22 protein-coding genes are annotated in these 19963 nt (G+C 64.9%); 15 read left to right on the forward strand and 7 right to left on the reverse strand.

The window, feature by feature from the left end; genetic code table 11:
- Positions 1-185 precede the first annotated feature (185 nt).
- The 4 genes from ldcA to ACTRWB_RS21845 all read right to left on the reverse strand — a co-directional run bounded on the left by ldcA (position 186) and on the right by ACTRWB_RS21845 (position 3689).
- Entirely contained in the window at positions 186-1124 is a 939-nt protein-coding gene (gene ldcA / locus ACTRWB_RS21830; protein ID WP_446903190.1) for a muramoyltetrapeptide carboxypeptidase, read from the reverse strand.
- Positions 1125-1224: 100 nt separating this feature from the next.
- Positions 1225-1800, reverse strand: coding sequence for a tRNA adenosine(34) deaminase TadA (gene tadA, locus ACTRWB_RS21835; protein WP_446903191.1), 576 nt, complete (start codon positions 1798-1800; stop codon positions 1225-1227).
- Positions 1797-2198, reverse strand: a complete 402-nt coding sequence (locus ACTRWB_RS21840; protein WP_129512386.1) for a DnaJ family domain-containing protein — start codon at positions 2196-2198, stop codon at positions 1797-1799. The genes tadA and ACTRWB_RS21840 overlap by 4 nt, the downstream gene beginning before the upstream one ends.
- A 279-nt stretch (positions 2199-2477) precedes the next feature.
- On the reverse strand, positions 2478-3689 hold the full coding sequence (locus ACTRWB_RS21845) for an MFS transporter (RefSeq protein ID WP_446903192.1): 1212 nt from the start codon (positions 3687-3689) through the stop codon (positions 2478-2480).
- Between the two features lie 334 nt (positions 3690-4023).
- Here ACTRWB_RS21845 and ACTRWB_RS21850 point away from each other — a divergent pair, with 334 nt between their 5' ends.
- The 8 genes from ACTRWB_RS21850 to ACTRWB_RS21885 all read left to right on the forward strand — a co-directional run bounded on the left by ACTRWB_RS21850 (position 4024) and on the right by ACTRWB_RS21885 (position 10220).
- Positions 4024-4794 (forward strand): GntR family transcriptional regulator, encoded by a 771-nt coding sequence (locus ACTRWB_RS21850; protein ID WP_446903193.1) that lies wholly within the window; start codon positions 4024-4026, stop codon positions 4792-4794.
- Positions 4791-6530 carry a fumarate reductase/succinate dehydrogenase flavoprotein subunit gene (locus ACTRWB_RS21855; protein ID WP_412021635.1) on the forward strand — a complete coding sequence of 580 codons (1740 nt, stop codon included), beginning with the start codon at positions 4791-4793 and terminating at the stop codon, positions 6528-6530. The genes ACTRWB_RS21850 and ACTRWB_RS21855 overlap by 4 nt, the downstream gene beginning before the upstream one ends.
- 11 nt (positions 6531-6541) lie before the next feature.
- Positions 6542-6787: a 4Fe-4S dicluster domain-containing protein gene (locus tag ACTRWB_RS21860; protein ID WP_048248563.1), complete on the forward strand. Its 246-nt coding sequence runs from the start codon at positions 6542-6544 to the stop codon at positions 6785-6787.
- A 114-nt stretch (positions 6788-6901) separates the two neighbouring features.
- Positions 6902-7897, forward strand: a complete 996-nt coding sequence (locus ACTRWB_RS21865) for a HEAT repeat domain-containing protein (RefSeq protein ID WP_446903194.1) — start codon at positions 6902-6904, stop codon at positions 7895-7897.
- The gene (locus tag ACTRWB_RS21870; RefSeq protein ID WP_446903195.1) at positions 7894-8172 is read left to right on the forward strand and encodes a gamma-butyrobetaine hydroxylase-like domain-containing protein; all 279 of its coding nucleotides are present in this window, start codon (positions 7894-7896) and stop codon (positions 8170-8172) included. The genes ACTRWB_RS21865 and ACTRWB_RS21870 overlap by 4 nt, the downstream gene beginning before the upstream one ends.
- 112 nt (positions 8173-8284) lie before the next feature.
- Positions 8285-9169 (forward strand): NAD(P)-dependent oxidoreductase, encoded by an 885-nt coding sequence (locus tag ACTRWB_RS21875; protein ID WP_446903196.1) that lies wholly within the window; start codon positions 8285-8287, stop codon positions 9167-9169.
- 51 nt (positions 9170-9220) lie between these two features.
- On the forward strand, positions 9221-9712 hold the full coding sequence (locus tag ACTRWB_RS21880) for an NUDIX hydrolase (RefSeq protein ID WP_446903197.1): 492 nt from the start codon (positions 9221-9223) through the stop codon (positions 9710-9712).
- Positions 9713-9770: 58 nt separating this feature from the next.
- A complete protein-coding gene (locus ACTRWB_RS21885; protein ID WP_446903198.1) occupies positions 9771-10220 on the forward strand; it encodes an acetyltransferase in 450 nt (149 codons plus the stop codon).
- Positions 10221-10363: 143 nt separating this feature from the next.
- Here ACTRWB_RS21885 and ACTRWB_RS21890 read toward each other — a convergent pair whose 3' ends face one another.
- Positions 10364-10930, reverse strand: coding sequence for a TetR/AcrR family transcriptional regulator (locus ACTRWB_RS21890; RefSeq protein ID WP_446903199.1), 567 nt, complete (start codon positions 10928-10930; stop codon positions 10364-10366).
- A gap of 85 nt (positions 10931-11015) precedes the next feature.
- On the opposite strand from ACTRWB_RS21890, the gene ACTRWB_RS21895 reads away from it, so the two are divergent.
- Both ACTRWB_RS21895 and ACTRWB_RS21900 read left to right on the forward strand, forming a co-directional pair.
- Positions 11016-11681, forward strand: coding sequence for a DJ-1/PfpI family protein (locus tag ACTRWB_RS21895; protein ID WP_446903200.1), 666 nt, complete (start codon positions 11016-11018; stop codon positions 11679-11681).
- A gap of 17 nt (positions 11682-11698) precedes the next feature.
- The gene (locus ACTRWB_RS21900; RefSeq protein WP_446903201.1) at positions 11699-12316 is read left to right on the forward strand and encodes a 3'-5' exonuclease; all 618 of its coding nucleotides are present in this window, start codon (positions 11699-11701) and stop codon (positions 12314-12316) included.
- An 88-nt stretch (positions 12317-12404) separates the two neighbouring features.
- Here the strand turns inward: ACTRWB_RS21900 and ACTRWB_RS21905 are convergent, their stop codons facing one another.
- A complete protein-coding gene (locus ACTRWB_RS21905; RefSeq protein ID WP_446903202.1) occupies positions 12405-13055 on the reverse strand; it encodes an amino acid kinase family protein in 651 nt (216 codons plus the stop codon).
- A gap of 12 nt (positions 13056-13067) precedes the next feature.
- Positions 13068-14195 (reverse strand): methyltransferase, encoded by a 1128-nt coding sequence (locus ACTRWB_RS21910; protein ID WP_446903203.1) that lies wholly within the window; start codon positions 14193-14195, stop codon positions 13068-13070.
- A 503-nt stretch (positions 14196-14698) separates the two neighbouring features.
- Here ACTRWB_RS21910 and ACTRWB_RS21915 point away from each other — a divergent pair.
- From ACTRWB_RS21915 to ACTRWB_RS21935, 5 genes are all read left to right on the forward strand, one after another.
- Positions 14699-14908, forward strand: a complete 210-nt coding sequence (locus tag ACTRWB_RS21915) for a hypothetical protein (RefSeq protein ID WP_048248574.1) — start codon at positions 14699-14701, stop codon at positions 14906-14908.
- Positions 14909-14920: 12 nt separating this feature from the next.
- The gene (locus tag ACTRWB_RS21920) at positions 14921-15742 is read left to right on the forward strand and encodes a hypothetical protein (protein ID WP_446903204.1); all 822 of its coding nucleotides are present in this window, start codon (positions 14921-14923) and stop codon (positions 15740-15742) included.
- Between the two features lie 70 nt (positions 15743-15812).
- Positions 15813-16952: a hypothetical protein gene (locus tag ACTRWB_RS21925; RefSeq protein WP_446903205.1), complete on the forward strand. Its 1140-nt coding sequence runs from the start codon at positions 15813-15815 to the stop codon at positions 16950-16952.
- Positions 16953-17015: 63 nt separating this feature from the next.
- A complete protein-coding gene (locus ACTRWB_RS21930; RefSeq protein ID WP_446903206.1) occupies positions 17016-18848 on the forward strand; it encodes a PEP-utilizing enzyme in 1833 nt (610 codons plus the stop codon).
- Positions 18845-19951, forward strand: coding sequence for a PEP/pyruvate-binding domain-containing protein (locus tag ACTRWB_RS21935; RefSeq protein WP_446903312.1), 1107 nt, complete (start codon positions 18845-18847; stop codon positions 19949-19951). Before ACTRWB_RS21930 ends, ACTRWB_RS21935 begins: the two co-directional genes overlap by 4 nt.
- Positions 19952-19963 lie beyond the last annotated feature (12 nt).

Genomic DNA, 19963 nt, shown 5'->3' on the forward strand with positions numbered 1-19963 from the left:
TATCAAGCCTGGTAGGCACGGCAGAGGCCCTTCTCGTCGTATACCCGCCCGGCTATTTTGTTGACAAAAATGGTGCGTAACGCGGAGACGATTCGGTTGGCGGCGGTGAAATTTCCGGACCGTTAGTTGCACACTTACATAAAGAAAAAGGCGGGAAACCCGCCTTTCGATCGATCGCGTCGGCATCAGCCGAGATGCGGATAGTCCGACAGCGTGAGCCGGAAACCGTGCGCATTCGCGACCAGCTGCGCCTGCGCGCCGAACGGCAGCGTCAGCAAGTCGGGCACGTGGCCGAACTGCAGCCCCGTGACGACCGGAATCCCGACCACCGAGCGCACCTGTTCGATCATCGCCTGCATGTCGTAGCCGTTGTCGTACTCGAACGTCCGCGCGCCCGTGAACTGGCCGAGCACGAGCGCCTGCTGGCGCGCGAGCAGCCCGGACAGGTGCAGTTGATAGATCATCCGCTCGATCCGGAACGGCTGTTCGTTGACGTCCTCGACGAACAGGATGCCGCCCTCGATGTCGGGCATGTACGGCGTGCCGATGAGCGACGTGAGGATCGCGAGGTTGCCGCCCCACAGCGTGCCCGCAACGTTCACGGTCTGCACCTGCGGCGCTTCGGTGATGATCGTCGTGCTCGGCTGCGTCAGCGTCTGCCAGAAGTGCTGCATCGTGAAGTCGCTCGGCGTTTCCGCGCCGAAGTCGGCGGACAGCATCGGGCCGCCGAACGTCTTGATGCGCGCCTTCGCGTACAGCGCGAGCTGGATCGCCGTGAAATCGCTGTGGCCGACGAGCGCGACCGACTGGTCGCGCAGCCGGCGTTCGAGCCCGCGATAGTCGAGCCCGTGCAGGATGCGCGCGGCGCCGTAGCCGCCGCGCACCGCGAGCGCGATGTCCGGCAGCGGGCGCTCGGGATCGGCGAGGCGGTTCAGGTCGCCCGCCCGCTCGCCGTCGGTGCCGCCGAACCGCTGGAAGCGCCGCTGCGTCGCCTCGATGTTCTCGATGCGCTGCTGCGCGGTGCTGAGGCGTTCGAGCGCGCGATTGATCGCGTCGGGGTCGTGCGGATAACCGGACGGCGCCAGCAGGCGGATGGTGTAGGACGCGGCGGGCTGGAGGGACATGGGCGAAAGGTGTCGGATCGTCAAACCTGCTTAGAGGGTCCGAACGGTCTCCGGTTCACCGAACCGTGCGCGCCCGGGGCGACAAACGCGGCCGACGCGCCTATGACGCGCCGGATTCGGCGTCGCGGGCCTGCCGCGCGTCGCGCAGCGCACGACGGCGCTCGGCGAAGAACGATTTCAGCGCGGCGCCGCACTCGTCGGCGAGCACGCCGCCGGTCACTTCGGTATGGTGGTTGAGCTGCGGATTCGCGAACGCGTCGATCACGCTGCCGCATGCACCCGTCTTCGGATCGGCGGCGCCGTAGACGACCCGCGCGATGCGCGCATGCATGATCGCACCCGCGCACATCAGGCACGGCTCGAGCGTCACGTACAGTTCGCAGCCGGGCATCCGGTAGTTCTGCAGATGCTGCGCGGCCATGCGCAGCGCAGCCATTTCCGCATGCGCCGACGGGTCGTGCCCGCCGATCGGATGGTTGAAGCCGCGTGCGATCACTTCGTCGCCGCGCACGAGCACCGCGCCGACCGGTACTTCACCGGCCGCGCGCGCCTCTTCGGCGGCGGCTTGCGCGAGACGCATGAAATGCAGGTCGCGCGCCGACACGGGCGCGGCTTCGGGATATTGAACGGGTTCGGCTGCCGATCGGGCTGCGTCGTCCAGCGCGTCGGACGTCACATCGGCCCCGCTTCGGCGGGCGCTTCGTCGAGCCCGCGCTCGCACAGGCGTTCCGCGATGCGCCGGCAGTAATCGCGCGGCATCACCATCGGGCCGCCGCGCAGCGATTCGAGCGCCATGTCGAGCGCCAGGATCTTCGCCTGCAGCCGGCAGCGCGCGGCACGGTCGCTGACCGCCTGCACTTCGTCATGCAGGTTGCGCAGCGCGCGCAATTGCTCGACCGCCGGCGGCACGAAGCCCGCGTTCTTCAGGATACGGTTGGCCACCCGCACCTCCTCGGGTACGAGCAGGTCGTCATCCAGCGTCTGCGGCGCGCCGGTACCCGGCAAATCGTCGAACTCGCCCCGCGCGGCGGCGGCGGCGATACGTTGTTCGACCAGGGCGTCAAGCAATCTCATCAGTCAATCGGAACAATGCGGCAGGCCGAATTCTAGCAGGGTGACGCGGGTATGACAGGCCCTTCGAATATATGCTCGATATTGCGTTTTTTAGGGGCCGAATCGCAACGCATGCACGCCGATCGCCGTCACTTGCCGCTCTGCTGCGCCGCAGCAGGCTGAGCGCCATTTGGACAGCGGCCAGCTCAAGCAGTGTCGGGCCCTGTTTTTATCCATGACGACGCCGGCGGGGCCTCGCTTTTCCCGCCAAACGGCAGCCGCCCCGCCTCCGTTGCCGGGTCACGCGGCCACCGTTTCCGACCGCGCTTTCTCAAACGGGCGGAACATCATCGCGATCAGGAACGCGCCGAGACCGATCGCGAACGAACCGATGTACAACCAGTCATAGCTGCCGAACGTATCGACGATCAGGCCCCCGGCGACAGGGCCGGCGGCCATCCCGAGGCTGCCGGCCATCGCGCAGCCGCCGATCACGGTGCCCATCATCCGCAGCGGGAAATTCTCGCGCGCGAGCACCGAATACAGCGGCATCACGCCCGCATAGATGAAACCGAACAACGTCGCGACCGCGTAGAACCCGTCGAGCGTGCGCACGAAGTAGTAGCCGAGCGCGCCCAGCGCCTGCGCGAGCAGCCCCGTCACCAGCATGCGCTTCGCGCCGACGCGGTCGCCGAGGATTCCGAACACGATCCGGCCACCCATACCGGCCAGCCCTTCGACGCTGTAGATCGACACCGCGACGATCAGCGGGATCCCGCATGTCACCGCGTAGCTGACCGTATGGAAGATCGGGCCCGAGTGCGTCGCGCAGCAGAAGAAGTTGGTCAGCAGCAGCACCATGAACTGCGGCGAGCGCAGCGCGTCCGCAACCGACATCGCGGCGGGCGCGCCGGCAGGCGCGGGTGCCGCGTGTGCACCGTCGAGCGCGGGCGCCCGGCGCACCAGCAGCGACACCGGAATCATCACGACGGCCGCCAGCGCGGCAATGAGCAGCATCGACGTGCGCCAGTCGTGCACCGATACGAGCCATGCGGCCAGCGGCGACATCGTCATCGGCGCCATCCCCATGCCGGCCGACACGAGCGACACCGCGAGGCTGCGGTGCGTGTCGAACCAGCCCGTCACGCACGCCATCATCGGCGCGAAGATCGCGGCCGTCGCACTGCCGACGGCCAGGCCGAAGGTCAGCTGGAACACGAGCAGCGACGGCGCGCGGCTCGCCAGCGCCAGGCTCGCCGACAGCAGGACGGCGCCCGTCGTGACGACCGCGCGCGTGCCGATGCGGTCCGACAGGCTGCCCCAGCCCATGCTCGCGAACGCCATCGCAAGAAAGCCGAGCGTCATCGCGGCGGAGATGCCGGTCATCGACCAGCCCGTGTCACGCGCAATCGCGCGCAGGAACACGGGCAGCGAAAACATCGCGCCGATCGCGATGCAGCCCATCAGGCCGCCCGCGGCGACGATCACCCAGCGGTATCGGGAATCCGGCATTTGGCGTCTCCTGGCTCGTTTCGGCAATCCTCGGGAATCGGGCTCCTGCTGCACCGCGCGGCGGTCTGTCCGGCTGCCTCATCGACGCCGTCGCGAGCCCGATCGACATGGATACGACGATCGATACATCGGGAATTCGACATGCGCGACGCACGCGCCGGCGAATTTTTTTGATTGTCGGCCAATCCGCGCGGCTGGCAAGGGGCGGATCGAATGCCGGATCGCCCGTTCGCCCCGCTTTTCCGGAATCGGAAAGTAGAAATCAGAAATGCTTGGTTGGGACGCCCGATCGCGCTGACTACACTCGAGCAATCTTGTCATAACAAGTTGACTGATGACCCCACCCAACGTCGTGCCGCTGTCAGCGGCCCCGCTTTACGTGCAGATCAAGGACACGCTGCGCGCGCGCATTCTCGACGGCACCCATGCGCCGCACAGCCGGATGCCTTCCGAGCACGAGCTCTGCGCGATGTTCGACGTCAGCCGCATCACGGTGCGCCAGGCGCTCGGCGACCTGCAGAAGGAAGGCCTGCTGTTCAAGCTGCACGGCAAGGGCACGTTCGTGTCGAAGCCGAAGGCGTTCCAGAACGTGACGTCGCTGCAGGGCTTCGCCGAGGCGATGTCGACGATGGGCTACGAGATCGTCAACCAGTTGCGCAGCTTCCGCACCGTCAAGGCCGACCGCCATCTCGCGACGAAGCTGAACCTGCCGGAAGGCGCGCCGCTCGTCGAGATCCATCGCGTGCGGTTGCTGAACCGCGAGCCCGTATCGCTCGAACAGACCTGGGTGCCCGAAGCACTCGGCAAGCGCCTCGCGGGCGCCGATCTCGCGACCCGCGACATCTTCCTGGTCCTGGAAAACGACTGCGGCATACCGCTCGGTCATGCCGACGTGTCGATCGACGCGATCCTCGCCGACGACGAGATCGTCGACGCGTTGCACGTCGAGGAAAGCAGCCCCGTGCTGCGTATCGAGCGCCTCACGCACGACGCATCGGGCGCGCCGATCGACTACGAATACCTCTACTTCCGCGGCGACGCCTTCCAGTACCGGCTGCGCATCGACCGGCAGAAGGCGCGCAAACCTGCAAGGAAACTGCGATGAATACCCATGTGCTCGAATACGACGTCGTCGTGGTCGGCGGCGGCACCGCCGGCCCGATGGCGGCAATCAAGGCGAAGGAGCGCGACCCGTCCCTGCGCGTGCTGCTGCTCGAAAAAGCCAACGTGAAGCGCAGCGGTGCGATCTCGATGGGCATGGACGGGCTGAACAACGCGGTGATCCCCGGACATGCGACGCCCGAGCAGTACACCCGCGAGATCACGATCGCCAACGACGGCATCGTCGACCAGGAGGCCGTTCATGCGTATGCGCGGCACAGCTTCGCGACGATCGAGCAGCTCGACCGCTGGGGCGTGAAGTTCGAGAAGGACGGCACCGGCGACTACGCGGTGAAGAAGGTCCATCACATGGGCTCGTACGTGCTGCCGATGCCGGAAGGACACGACATCAAGAAGGTGTTGTACCGGCAACTGAAGCGCGCGCGCATTGCGATCACGAACCGGATCGTCGCGACCCGCGTGCTGACCGACGCACAAGGCCGCGCGAGCGGCGTGCTCGGCTTCGACTGCCGCACCGCGGATTTCTACGTGGTGCGCGCGAAGGCCGTGATTCTCTGCTGCGGCGCGGCCGGCCGCCTCGGCCTGCCGGCGTCCGGCTACCTGATGGGCACCTACGAGAACCCGACCAACGCGGGCGACGGCTACGCGATGGCCTACCACGCGGGCGCCGCGCTCGCGAACCTCGAGTGCTTCCAGATCAATCCGCTGATCAAGGACTACAACGGCCCCGCATGCGCGTACGTGACCGGCCCGCTCGGCGGGTTCACCGCGAACGGCAAGGGCGAGCGCTTCATCGAATGCGACTACTGGAGCGGCCAGATGATGTGGGAGTTCTACCAGGAACTGCAAAGCGGCAACGGCCCCGTGTTCCTGAAGCTCGATCACCTCGCCGAAGAAACGATCCGCACCATCGAGCAGATCCTGCATACGAACGAGCGTCCGAGCCGCGGCCGCTTCCATGCGGGGCGTGGCACCGACTACCGGCAGCAGATGGTCGAGATGCACATCTCCGAGATTGGCTTCTGCAGCGGCCACAGCGCGTCGGGCGTCTACGTGAATGCCCGCGCGGAAACGACCGTGCCGGGGCTGTATGCGGCCGGCGACATGGCGGCCGTCCCGCACAACTACATGCTCGGCGCCTTCACGTACGGCTGGTTCGCCGGCCAGAACGCGGCCGACGATGTCGCGGGCCGCGATCATGCTCCGGTGGACGACCAACAGGTCGACGCCGAGCGTGCCCGCGTACTCGCCCCGCTTTTGCGCGAGCGTGGCCTCGCACCGGCGCAGGTCGAATACAAGCTGCGCCGCATGGTGAACGACTATCTGCAACCACCGAAGGTGACGCGCAAGATGGAAATCGGGCTGCAACGTTTTGACGAGATTACTGAGGATATCGAAGAGATCAAGGCGAACCATCCGCATGAACTGATGCGCGCGGCCGAAGTGCGCGCGATCCGCGACTGCGCGGAAATGGCCGCGCGTGCGTCGCTGTTCCGTACCGAGAGCCGCTGGGGGCTGTACCACCACCGCGTCGACTTCCCGCACCGCAACGACGCCGACTGGTTCTGCCACACGTGGCTGCGCAAGAGCGCCGATGGCGCGATGCGCAGCGAGAAGCGGCCGGTCGAGCCTTACATCGTGCCGCTCGCCGACGACGAGCGCAGCGCCTACGCGCATCTGCGCATCCGCGAACCGGCCGCCCCCGCGGCCGCCCTCTGAGGAACCCTACCGTGCCCCATACCCCGCACGACATCTTCCTGCGCAGCAGCGCGCCCGTCACGATCGACGAGGAATTGTGCATCGCCGACAAGGGCTGCACCGTCTGCGTTGACGTGTGCCCGCTCGACCTGCTCGCGATCGACGTGACCAAGGGCAAGGCGTACATGCAGTTCGACGAATGCTGGTACTGCATGCCGTGCGAACGCGATTGCCCGACCGGCGCCGTCAAGGTCGACATCCCTTACCTGCTGCGCTGACCAGGCACGCGGGCCGCGCATCGACGACGCGACGGCTCGCGCATCGCCATGCCACGCCGCCCGTGCACCGCGTTCCGTGAGCAGCCGCCCATTCATCGAACCGACCTTTTGCCCATGACCGCTTTCTCTTCAGTCTCCCCACTGCCCGGCACGCACGATCCTGATCTTGCCGTGCTCGTCGCCCGCCTCGCCGCGCCCGACGCATCCGTGCGCCGCATTGCGCTGTTCGAACTCGCCGATCTCGAGGACCCCGGGCTCGTACCTGTGTTCGTCGCCGCGTTGCGCGACGATCCGTCGGCCGACGTGCGCGGCGAAGCGGCCCGCGTGCTCGGTGCGTGGGAACGGCCCGAGGTCGTCGACGCGCTGTGCGGCGCGCTGCTCGACCCGGACGACGGCGTGCGCGCCGCCGCGGCGCAGAGCCTGTCCGAACTCAAGGACGCCGCATCGGGCCCCGTGCTGTGCCGCTGGGCCGACCGGCCCGAGCCGTTCGTGCGCGGCGCCGTGCTGCGCGGATTGCGCGAGTTGCGCGTGCCCGACGCGTTCGCGCCCGCGCTGCACGCGCTCGATGCCGAACCCGCTGACGTGCGCGCCGAAGCCGTCGCGGTGCTCGGCTGGCTCAAGACGCCGCGTGCGCTGCCGCCGCTCGCCCGCATCGCGACAACCGATGCCGATGCGGACGTGCGGCGCGCCGCGGTCGGTGCGATCGGGTTCGCGACGCCCGACGATGCAGCCGTCGTCGACGCACTGCTCGCCGCGCTGCGCGACCGCGAATGGCAGGTGCGCGAAGAAGCGGCCGCGACGCTCGGCAAGCTGCGCATCGCGGACGCACGCGAGGCGCTCGTCACCGCGCTCGGCGACGATTACTGGCAGGTGCGCTTGCGCGCCGCGCGGGCACTCGGGCAGTTGCGCGATGCCGCCGCGGCACCGGCGATCGTCGTGCTGCTCTCGCATGCGATCAGCAATCTGCGCAAGGAAGCCGCGCTTGCGCTCGGCGAATTGAGCGACCGTGCGGCGCTGCCCGCGCTGACCGACGCGCTCGAGGACCGCGATCCCGAGGTGCGCAAGGCCGTGCGGATCGCGATCCGGCAAATCGACGACGCTTCGCGATGATCTCGCCGACCGAAATCGCACTCGATCATCCGGCTCGCGCGCTGACACTCCGCTGGCCGGACGGCGACACGCAGCGCATCGGCTATGCGCAGTTGCGCAGCGATTGCCCGTGCGCGGAATGCCGACGGATTCGGCTCGACGGTGGCCGTGTCGATGCGCAGCTCGACCTTACGCTGGATGGCGTGGAAGCGGCCGGCTACGGCATCCGGCTCGTGTTCGGCGACGGTCATGCACGCGGCATCTATCCGTGGCCGTATCTGGCGGATATGACGTAGCGCGAGACGGCGCGACGCAACAACCGCAGCCGCGCGGGCAAGATGGCAGACGTGCAGAAACGCTGCGATACTGACGCCCACGATCGTCTCGAACCATCGCGGGAGCAAGCACATGCAAACGGCAGTCGGATTCATCGGCCTCGGCGTGATGGGCACGCCGATGGCGCTCAATCTTGCGCGGGCCGGCACGCCGCTCGTCGTGTGGAGCCGTTCGCACGGCAGCGACGATGCGCTGCGCGCCGCCGGCGCGCGCGTCGCGGAACGTCCCGACGACGTGTTCGCGGCCTGCCGCACCGTGATCATGATGCTCGCGAACGACGCCGCGATCGACACCGTCCTCGGACGCGGCACGCCCGATTTCGGTCATCGTGTCGCCGGGCACGTGATCGTGAACATGGGCACCACTTCACCCGAGTACTCGCGCGCGCTGGCCGACGAGATCGTCGCCGCGTCGGGTCGCTACGTCGAGGCACCCGTGTCGGGCTCGCGCAAGCCGGCCGAAGCGGGCCAGCTCGTCGTGATGCTGGCCGGCGCGCCGGACGACGTCGACGCGATCCGCGCGCTCGTGAAACCGCTGTGCCGCGACAGCTTCGTGTGCGGCGACGTGCCGTCGGCGCTGACGATGAAGCTCGCCGTCAACCTGTTCCTGATCACGATGGCCACCGGCCTGACCGAAGCCACGCATTTCGCGCAACGGCACGGTATCGACCTCGCGCGTTTCGCCGACGTGCTGAACGCCGGCCCGATGGCGAGCGACGTGTCGCGTGTGAAGCTCGGCAAGCTAGTCGAACAGGATTTCTCGGTGCAGGCCGCGATCACCGACGTGCTGAAGAATGCGCGCCTCGTCGCCGAATCCGCGCGCAGCATCGGCATCGCGTCGCCGCTGCTCGACATCTGCCACGCGCTCTACCGCGAGGCCGAGCAGGCCGGACATGGATCGGACGACATGGTCGCCGTGATCCGTGCGATCGAGCAGCGTACCGAGGATGCACGATGAACCTTCGCCGGCCCTCGCGTGCTTGCGAACCCTCTTCCATGTAGCGCCGTCATGTCAGATTCGTCTCGTCTCCCGACCGGTGCCGCGCCGCCCGTGCGCGCCGTTCCCGCCGTGATCGGCGTCGTTCTTCGGGACCGCGACGTGCTGCTGGTGCGCCGCGCGAATCCGCCCGACGCAGGCTGCTGGGGCTTTCCCGGCGGCAAGATCGAATCGGGAGAAACCGTCGCGGACGCCGCCGTGCGCGAGATCGCCGAGGAGACCGCGATCGACGTCGACGCGCTGGACGTGTTCACGGCACTGGACGCGTTCGATCATGACGCCGCCGGCGGCCTGCGCCAGCATTACGTGCTGGTCGCCGTGCTGTGCAGATGGTTGCGCGGCACGCCCGTTGCAGGCGACGATGCGCTCGAGGCGCGCTGGTTCGATCTCACCGAACTCGATCGGGACGATCTGCCGATGAGCGCGGGAGTGCAGGACGTCGCGCGACGGGCGATCGAGCGGGCCGAAACCCTTCGCGGCGGGCAGCAGCGGCAACCCACTTGAAGCGTCGCCGTCTGTCGCAGGTCGACCTCCGAATCCCCGAATCACCCCACGTCAAACCATGATCAGAATTCGCAAGTCCACCAAGGCCGACGGCACACACGTGCTGGATATCTGGCGCAGCGCGGTCGACGCGACGCATCACTTCCTGAGCGCCGGCGACCGTCGCGCGATCGAATCCGAAGTCGTGATGTTTCTACCCGGCGCGCCGCTCGATCTGGCCGTCGACGAAACCGATCGGCCGATCGGCTTCATGCTGCTCGACGGCAGTCACATGGAAGCGCTGTTCATCGACCCCGCTCACCATGGCAAGGGGGTCGGGCGCCTGCTGGTGGAAGAAGCACTCAAGCGCCATCCCGGCCTGTCGACCGACGTCAACGAGCAGAACGAACCGGCGGCGGGATTCTATGAAAGGCTCGGTTTCGAGCGCTGCGGGCGATCGGCGCTCGACGGACAGGGGCGGCCCTATCCGCTGATCCACCTGCGTTATCGCGGTGGCGCTCGCGACTGACGAGACTTGGGGAAAGCGCGTCACCACATGACCTGAAGCGCTTCTCGTGAACCACGCACCGAACGGTCTACGCACTCGCTCGCACCCCGTTCCTCGATACCCGCGCAATTCATGCATCACCCGGTATCGCGCGCCTCGCACCGTTACGCGCGCCGACGCGGAAGCATGCTCTCGACGGCCGTGAACGCGCGCTGCATGAAGCGGTTGAACCGCTTGGCATCGCGCCGCAGCCCCGCCTGCTGGCCGCCGATCAGGCACAGGTGTGCGACCTGTCCCACGATCTCGGCGTCACCCGGCATGCGGACCCACCGACGCGACGTTTCGACCGCGAATGCCAGACGCGTGGCATCGACGCGCTGCTGGAATTCCGCCACGATCGGGTCGTGCAGCGCCCACGCGCGGATCGCCACTTCGCGTCCCGGCCGCTTCTCCGCGGCGATGCGCAGGTAGCGCGTCAGCGTGTCGCCCACGCTACGGCCGTCCGCCGCGTAGGCGAGCATGCGCGCCGTATAGTCGTCCTCCCACGCGGTCAGCAGCGTCCGGACGAAGTCTTCGCGATTGAGGAAGTGGTGATAGAACGATCCGCGGGTGACGTTCAGCCGTCGCGCGAGGCTCTCGGCCGAGATGCCCGCATACCCTTCTCCGTCGAGGGCATCGAAGCCCGCTGCAATCCAGTCGTTTCGAGTCAGTTTGCTCATCGGCATCGCCATACAGGCTGTGTATGGTGCGGCATGGACAGATAGGCTGCGAACTCTATCACGGCCGCCGCCGCTTCCGGCATGGCGCCGCTTACTCATGGAGTTCGCGTTGAAAGACATCGCTCTCGTCGCATTCGACCAGTTCACCGATATCGACCTGTTCCTGATGTGGGACATTCTCGGTCGCAACACCACGGACTGGCGCGTTCGGATTCTCGGTGCGCAGCCGGTGCTGCATTCCGCGCATGGCCTGCCCATTCCCGTTCATGGCCCGCTGTCGGACGCCAATCGCGCCGACGCGGTCCTGTTCTCGAGCGGCAAACAAGGGATACCGGCCGCGCTGGCGAGCCCGGATTTCCTGCCGTCGTTCGATCTCGATCCGGCACGCCAGCGCATCGGGTCGATTTGCGCCGGGGCCTTCATTCTCGAACAGCTCGGGTTGTTACCGGACGGCCGGGCAACCACCCATCCCGACGCGCGAGACGGTCTACTGGCACGCGGACTGCAGGCGCTGGACCAGCCGCTCGTGTGTCTCGGCAACGTCGCGACCGCAGGCGGATGTCTTGCAGCGGTCTATCTGACGGGATGGTTGGTGGAATCGATGTTCGACGCGGACAAGCGACGCGAGACCTTGCGGCCTGTGCTGCCTGCCGGACAACGGGAGATTTACGAGAATCTGATCGAATTCAGCATCAGGCAGGGTACGGGGCAACACCGGCCCGAAGATGCTAACCTCTCGGCCAAACCAAACAACACCGCATGAAGTAACAGGATTCAACCATGCAAACCGTCGCGGTACTGGACTTCGAAACAACCGGGCTTTCGCCGAATCTGGGCGACCGTGCTACCGAAATCGCCGTCATCCTTCTACGCGACGGCCAGGTCGTCGACCGTTTCCAGAGCCTGATGAACGCAGGCAGACGCATCCCGTCCGACGTCGTCGCGCTGACCGGCATCACGAACGACATGATTGCAACGGCTCCCCCGGCGTCGAAAGTCATGAAAGAAGCCGCGGCGTTCGTCGGCAAGCATGCCGTCGTGGCGCACAACGCCGGTTTCGACAAACGGTTCTGGCAGGCGGAGCTCGGGCTGCTCGACATGCCGGCCGAGCATTCCTTTGCCTGCACGATGCTGGTGGCGAGACGCATCTACCCGCACGCGCAGAGTCACCGCCTGTCGACCTTGGCCGATATGCTGCAGTTGCCCAAAACGGGCCGTGCGCACCGGGCGATGGTCGATGCCGAGATGGCCGGCCATCTGTGGTGCCGGCTGCAGCACGACATTGCCCGGACGTACGGACTCGATCGTATCGATCACGCGCTCATGACGCGGGTCCAGACGACGACCAAGGCGAACGTGCCGACGTACTTGCGTTCGCTCGGTCGAACGCACGCATGAGATCGGGCCGTCGAAATCGACGACGGGTAGCGTTGCGCACGCTCTCGTGATTCGCGTTCGCAGCGCGTGAACCGACGACACTTAACCGTCAGTCGGGAACGATCTCCGTCCCCCTTACCGGTTGGCCACGCATATATCTCACCAGCCGATCCGGAACGGTCCCGTTCATCACCCAGGTCCTGACGTTCCAGCGGCGTATCATCCGCACGGCTTCGGCATCGACCGATGTCGGATGCGTCAGATCGGAAGCGCGCACGCGTTCGAGAAATATCGCATCCGGGACGACGGCGGGGTCGGCGCTGTATATGCCGTCGGTATCGGTCGCGATGATCAGATCGGCGCCCAGCCAACCCGCGACAAACGCCGCAATCGTGTCCGACGTCATCCGGTCGATGTGGATATCGTCGTTGATCGGCAAGTTCAGAAGCACGTCGGACGGCGCGAAAACCTGCGGAACAGTTCGTCGTTTCATCAGTTCCCGCAGTGAGCGGGACACCGTGAATCCGCCTATCTCCGCCACCAGGCAGGCATGCTGATCCATCGCGAGAATCGCCATCGAATAGGCCGTTTCATCGCTCAGCGTCAGTGTCTTCCGGTACGCGCGCAATACATCGACGAGCTGCCCTCCACCGGCGATCACGAGGATGTGGTGATCGCCGGCGACCTCACGAAGCGACGAACACAGCGGCTCGACGTGCGCCGGAATGAGACTGCCCCCGATCTTGACCAGTGTCGCCATATTGGCCCTTTGTCAGATGTACCAGAATCCCGGGCGATCGGGCTGCGATACGTCGACGAGATCGAATCGCCCGTTGCCCGGCACCACGTGCAGAAAAAACGTGCAGAGATGGCTGCACTTCTGGCTCGCCAGCATCGTCCGCAGCGCATCCTCGACGAGCGACGCGCCCTGTCCGGACACGTGCGTCATGCTGCCGGCAACGAGATCGAAGTACGCGTCGCCCGACATGAGCCGCTGGTGGGACAGCGCGCTGCAACGGATCGTCATGTCCGACTCCTTCGCGATGCCATCCAGTCGGTCAACGATCACCGGCATGCGCCCATCACTGAGCGTCATCCCGATGATCTGGGCGGCGCCGCCATCACGCAGCGCATGCGGCAACCCTTCCAGGATGCGTCCGATGATGCGAAACCCGTCCGGGCCGGCGTATCCGACCCGCGGGGCCGGCAGTGCGTCCGGATACGGCAGCAGCGGAGGATTCGCGACGATCGTGTCGAACCGCCGCCCCACGACGGGCTGATAAAGGTCGCCGTGAAACACGTCGACGCGATCGGCAACGCGATTCAGGCGCGCGTTGATCCACGCCAGCCGGGCCGCCGTCGCATCGATCTCGACTGCCGCGACGCTTCTCGCGAACCGCGCGCAATGCACCGCGTGCAAGCCCGGACCCGTGCATAAATCCAGGCAATCCCCGCCGCTGCGCGGCAGCATGCGCGCGAGCAACGCGATGGAATCCTCACCGAAGTAAAACGCGGGATTGGGGCCGGGCCGCTCGCAAACCAACCAGTTGCCCCAGACGGGCAAGATCACGAGCCCCGGCGTCGCGATCCGGTTCCCGGCGAGCGCGACAATCAGTCCGATGTCCGTCAACGCCGGAAGCAACGCCCGAAGGGAAGCAGGAATTGCATCCGCTTCCACCGGTTCGTTCATCAGGAATAAATCGACCACCGGCCGAAGCGAAACGGGAATGGATTCCCGGCCGGCCTGCCAGGCATTCGGCCGTGGTACGAGCGGATCGAAGTTGGCGACAAATTCTCCATATCCCGATCTCGCCAACCCATCCGCCAGCAATCCCAGATCGAAGCATTCGTCGTCCCTCGCGCAGCATTCCGAATCGACGCCCTGAAAATCATGTTCCATCGCGCGTGCCTTTGGTTGCGTTTCGTGCACCCCACTCGTGCGGATGTTCAATCGAACATGCCGGCGATTGCCGATCGATTCCCATAATAGTTATGTCGACTCGATCCGTCACTTGAAAATCAGCAATTAAAAGTGCGATTAAAAATCGATCCGTACACCGACGCGCGATCCAGACAATCTCCGGATTATGTATAAGCTACTTAAACCATTCTGAGCGGCTTCCAATCACCCCGACTGTCACCGATGGTGCGTCTTTCGCACCGCTATCGATCGGCTTACGACAAAGCGACTTTCCGTCAAAAAAGCTCACCCGCCATTTTAAAAACCGTGAACAGTCTCCTTGTTCATTCCGCAAAAAACACAATTCCACAGGCATCAATCCGGCACCGAAGCCGCCAATCAAATCTTCTTGACAAAGACCCCCCATGAATTAGCTTAGTTAAACGCGCCGAGGCCAACTTATTCCAAGCGCGTGACGTCAATTACTCGAAAAGGGGAAAAACATGTCGCAATACGATAAAGACGATGTACTCGATGCTGCCAAGAGAATCGAGGAAAATCGGCTCGGCATCGTGCTTTCCGGTCACATCAAGAACGGAAAGCTGGTGCTCGATCAGGAAACGCTCGACGCAATCGCAGCGAAATTCCCTAACGCCGATCGCGCGTTCGTTGCACTCAACGCGCCGTTCGATCCTTGCTCCCAATCTCTCTAAGGTGAACGTGCGATGATGCTCGCTGGCTCCACGCCCGTGCCGTCACCAGACGGGCCGCCTATCGACGCATTGCTGGATGCCGATGAGACCAGCGAACGGATCTACATCGCCGCGAGGGTCGCTTTGTCCCAGTCGGGTCTCGACGATCGGTGCCCGACTTATTTGTCGGCTTTGGAAGCCGCGCTGGAAGACGATCCTCCCTACGGCACGCGCGCCTATGCGGCGGCTTACCGTGGCGCGTCGCAAAACAAGCAATGGCTGGCGACATCGCTGATCACGAATGCCGAGCGCGAAGGCGACGGCGCGACTCGCTTGTGGTCGATGGCGGCGTGTGCCGAGGATGTGGAGGAACAGCAGCTCCTCAAACGTCATGCGGTCGACGAATCAGGTCATGCGCTGTTCTATCTGAAGCTGCTGGACCTGACCTTTCCCGGCGCCGTCAGTCCGGCGTTTCGCAACGAACTGCGACAGCTCTCGCCGGGCTACTCGATGGCGCAATCGCTGTTCGTGGTCGAAGGGTCGCCATACGGAAGGCCGCCCACCGTCGACGATTTCATCCAGATGAATATCGCCGAGATCAGAACGACGATCCATCACCTGTTGCAGCGCGATGCGCTCAGCGCCCATTGCCCGCCCACAACGCTGCCGCAGGTCGTGAAGCTGCTCGATACGCTGCTGCGCGACGAGTTGAGTCACGTCGCGTATACCGGCATGTTGATCGAACAACGCGCCACGCATATTGCCGTCGGCAAGATACGCGATCTGTTCCGGAAGCGATTCCACGACTTCAACGAAATCACCATGCACGAACTGGACAAGCAAGTATTCGACTGACCCGGGCAGATCGTTTCGGATCGGCACGCCGTTCCGCCCAGAACAAGACACTCGCGCAACGGGAAAAGAAATGAATGTGGAAGAATTTCTGCATTTGGGGGAGACCGACTTACCGTCCGTCCGCACGAGTATTGCCGACATGGTCGGACTCGAGGACGACGACATCCTTCTCGCGGTCGGTTCGCTGGCCGAAGGCATGGGAAGCCGCAAGTCCGATCTCGACGTGCTCCTGATCACCGCCCGCCCGGCGTCCGCGCTGCCGACGCAGGACGAGGTCATCTGGGCGCTGGGCAAATGCGTGGTGGACGTCCGGATCTTTCCGGATACCGCGATCGAGAGCCTGATCCGTCGTCTCGACGATTGGTCCCGCCAGCCCTGGGATGTTTCCGATACGGCGAAGTTTACGTTCGACGAGCGTCTGCTGCTTCATCGGCTACGTCATGGGCAACTTCTGCGCAGCCCGTCGCCGACGCGCTCCGACGCCGCATTTCGGCCGTCCGAGGCCGCGCTCGCCAGGCTCAAACTGCAAGTCGCACGCCACGCAGGAAGAACGATCCAGATCGACATGGTGGGTTATGAAGAAACCGGCGACTATCGCACGCTGGTGTTCGCCGCGCAGAAATTGCTCGGCCACGCGGTCGATGCGCTGCTGGCCGGCTACGGCCGGACCAATCCGCTGTCCAAGTGGCGCAACCGCACGCTGGGTCAGTTGCCATCCGGGTGGGAACACGAGTTCCTCGGCCGACCCACGGGCCTGAGCGCCGCCGACCTGCTCTGGCATTTGCAGCGCACGCCCGAATATCCGGACAGGGCCTCATCGCTGGCCTACGCGCGACGCATTGCCGCGTTCGCCCGCGCCGCATTTCTCTGGGCCGAATGCCGGGTGAGCGGGAAACGATTCGACGTGCCGCAAGCTCGTGACCCGATCGACGCCGAGCCGCCGACGACCGCGCGCCCCCTTCCGCCCCTCGAGTTCGACGTCGATTTCTCGTTTCCGGACGGCGCGATGAAATTCGCACGACTGAATGAATTCGGCACGGTCGTGACCTTGTCCGCACTGGAAGCCGCGCTTGTCTTCCTGTTCGACGGCGTCACGACCGCCGAAGAAGCGCAAGCGCACGTGTGCGGGACGAAGAGCAGCGAAACGGCAGGGATGATCGATCGCGTGCTGCACGCGCTCGGCGACGCGGGCCTGACTGCTGCGACCTGATCCGCACGGTAACGGGATGGCTGCCCGTTGCCCTCATCTGGCAACGCGAACCAAGGATCGACCATGAACCGTTCGTCGCGCGGGAAATTCCCGAGTCCGTTCGAAGTCGCGGTGCCACCGGGATGCGAAGGCTGGCAACGGCTCTATCCGTACTATCACGTCTTCAGTGAAGAACGCAGGACCTCCGAGGAAAGCCGGTTCTGGTTTGCGGACCGGATACATCATGCCGAGCCGCTGTACCCGTTCGACGCGATCATCTGCGAAGCCATCTGGGTCGCGTTATCGCAGTACAACACGCGTGTCTTCGTGATGCCGTCCGCGCTCGGCATCGACCAGCGCATCGTGAACGGATACCTGTATCTGAGTCCGACCGCGGTCACCGACCCGGCGTTGATCGCGCAGCGCACCGAGCATTTCACACGGCGCGCCGGATATTACTTCGAGCACTGGGACGAACTCTACGAGCAGTGGCTGCGCAAGACCCGCGCCCATATCGAAGCGCTCGCAGCGATCGAGATCCGCGCTCTGCCCGAGCTCGAAGCGGAGGCCGTCGTCACCGAAGGTCAAGGCGTGGCCTCGGGCTACCATCTGCTCGAAGCCTACAACCGCACCATCGAAAACCTGCTCAAGGTCTGGCAATACCATTTCGAGATGCTGAATCTCGGCTACGCCGCCTACCTGACCTTTCTGGAATTCTGCAAGCAGGCCTTTCCGGGCATTTCCGACCAGAGCGTCGCACAAATGGTGTCCGGGATCGACGTCCTGCTCTTCCGTCCGGACGACGAATTGAGGAAGCTCGCGCACCTTGCCATCGCGCTCGACATCGCGCCCGTCGTCAAGCAAGCCGCGCCGCCGTCGGAGATACTCGCCGACCTGCAGGAAACGGAGAACGGCAGGCGATGGTGCAGCGCGCTGGAACAAGCGAAGCAGCCCTGGTTCAATTTTTCCACCGGCACGGGTTTCTATCATCACGATCGCAGCTGGATCGACGACCTTTCCTTTCCGTTCGTCGCGCTGCGCAGCTATGTCGAGAAGCTCGAACAAGGCGAGATCATCGAACGCCCCCTCGACGCCATTCGCAGCGAACGCGACCGCATCACGACCGAATATGCGCAGCTCGTGAAAAACGATGAGGACGCGAAGGTGTTCGCGGACCTGCTGAACCTGGCCCGAACGGTGTATCCGTACGTCGAGAACCACAACTTCTTCGTCGAACATTGGCACCACACCGTCTTCTGGCAAAAGATGCGCGAGTTCGGGAAGATCCTCGTTCAGCACGGCTTCATCACATCGACGGACGACATCTTCTTCCTGAACCGATACGAAATCCAGGCGGCGCTTTACGACTTGATCACCGCATGGTCGGTCGGTGCCGACGCAAGAGGGCCGCGCATCTGGCCCGACGAGATCGCGCAGCGCCGCGAGATCTACCAGCGCTTTCGCCAGTCGTCCCCGCCGCCCGCGCTGGGAACGCCGCCCGAATCGATCACGGACCCGCTCATGATCATGCTCTGGGGCATCACGCAGGAGACCGTCATCAACTGGCTCGGAATCGAGTCCGCCGACGGCGAGCAACGGGAGCTGAAGGGCTGCGCGGCGTCGCCCGGCATCGTGGAGGGGCCCGTACGCGTCATCAATCGAACCGAACAGCTCAACGAAGTCCAGCCCGGCGAGATTCTCGTGTGCCCGGTCACCTCGCCCAGCTGGGCCCCCGTCTTCAGCCGGATCAAGGCCACCGTGTCCGACGTCGGCGGCGTGATGTGCCATGCCGCCATCGTGTCGCGCGAGTATGGTTTGCCGGCGGTGGTCGGCACCGGATTCGGGACCCGGCTGATCAAGACGGGACAGCGCATTCGCGTCAACGGCGATGCGGGAACGGTGCAGATCCTGTCATGACATCGCCGTCGAACGACGCGGGGGCATGGATCCGCCCGCTCTCCGAATGCAGCCTCGCGCTGCTCGCCCATGTGGGCGGGAAAAATGCGAGGCTGGGCGAACTGACGCGCGCCGCCTTTCCGGTTCCGGCGGGTTTCGCCGTCGCGACCGACGTGTACGCGGCGTTTCTCGATCAACCCGCGAGGCAAGCGCTCGACAGGTTGCTGGCCCGCCTCGTCGTCGACGATCTCGCATCGTTGACGAATACGAGCCGCGCGATACGACAGCTGATCGAATCCATCGAGATTCCGCGAGCGTTCGAAGTCGCGATTTCCGACGCTTATGCAACGCTATCCAGCGACTTCGGAGTCGCCAATCTTCCTGTCGCCGTACGCTCGAGCGCCACTGCCGAATGCCTCGCGCACAGCAGCTTTGCCGGACAGCAGGAGACCTACCTGTGGGTACGCGGCGCCGACAACGTGCTGGGCAGGATCCGGAAATGCTGGTCCAGCCTCTTCACGCCTCAGGCCATCGCCTACCGGCAAAAGGTGCGTTTTCCGCACGAAAACGCGTTGATCGGTGTCGGCATCCAGAAAATGGTCGACGCCCGATCGGCCGGCGTCCTTTTCACGCTGAATCCCGCCAACGGCGATCGCTCGAAGATCGTGATCGAAGCCAACTGGGGCCTGGGAGAAAGTGTCGTCACGGGAGAGGCCACGCCCGATCGCTACGTGGTCGACAAGGTCACGCTGGAAGTCATCGAACGGCATTTGGCGTCGAAGCAAGTCGAATACACGATCGATCATGAAAAGGATCGGGTCTGTCGCGTGCCGGTTCATGCCGACAAACGACACACGGCCTGTCTCGACACGGACGAGATCGTCGCGCTGGCGCGCATCGCGAAGCGGATCGAACAGCACTTCGGCGTTCCGCAGGACATCGAATGGGCAAGCGACCGCCATCGGTCTCGTCCCGATGACCTGGTCATTCTGCAAAGCAGGCCGGAAACCGTCTGGAACAAGCGACCGTCGCCGCAGATCATGGAAGTACAGCCGAATGCAATCGGTTATGTGTTGCGCGGAATCGCGCGCAAGGTTCAGCCGCCGCCGATGTCGAAACCGTAGGGCCATTCTTCG

The organism is Burkholderia sp. YIM B11467, from assembly GCF_052952715.1.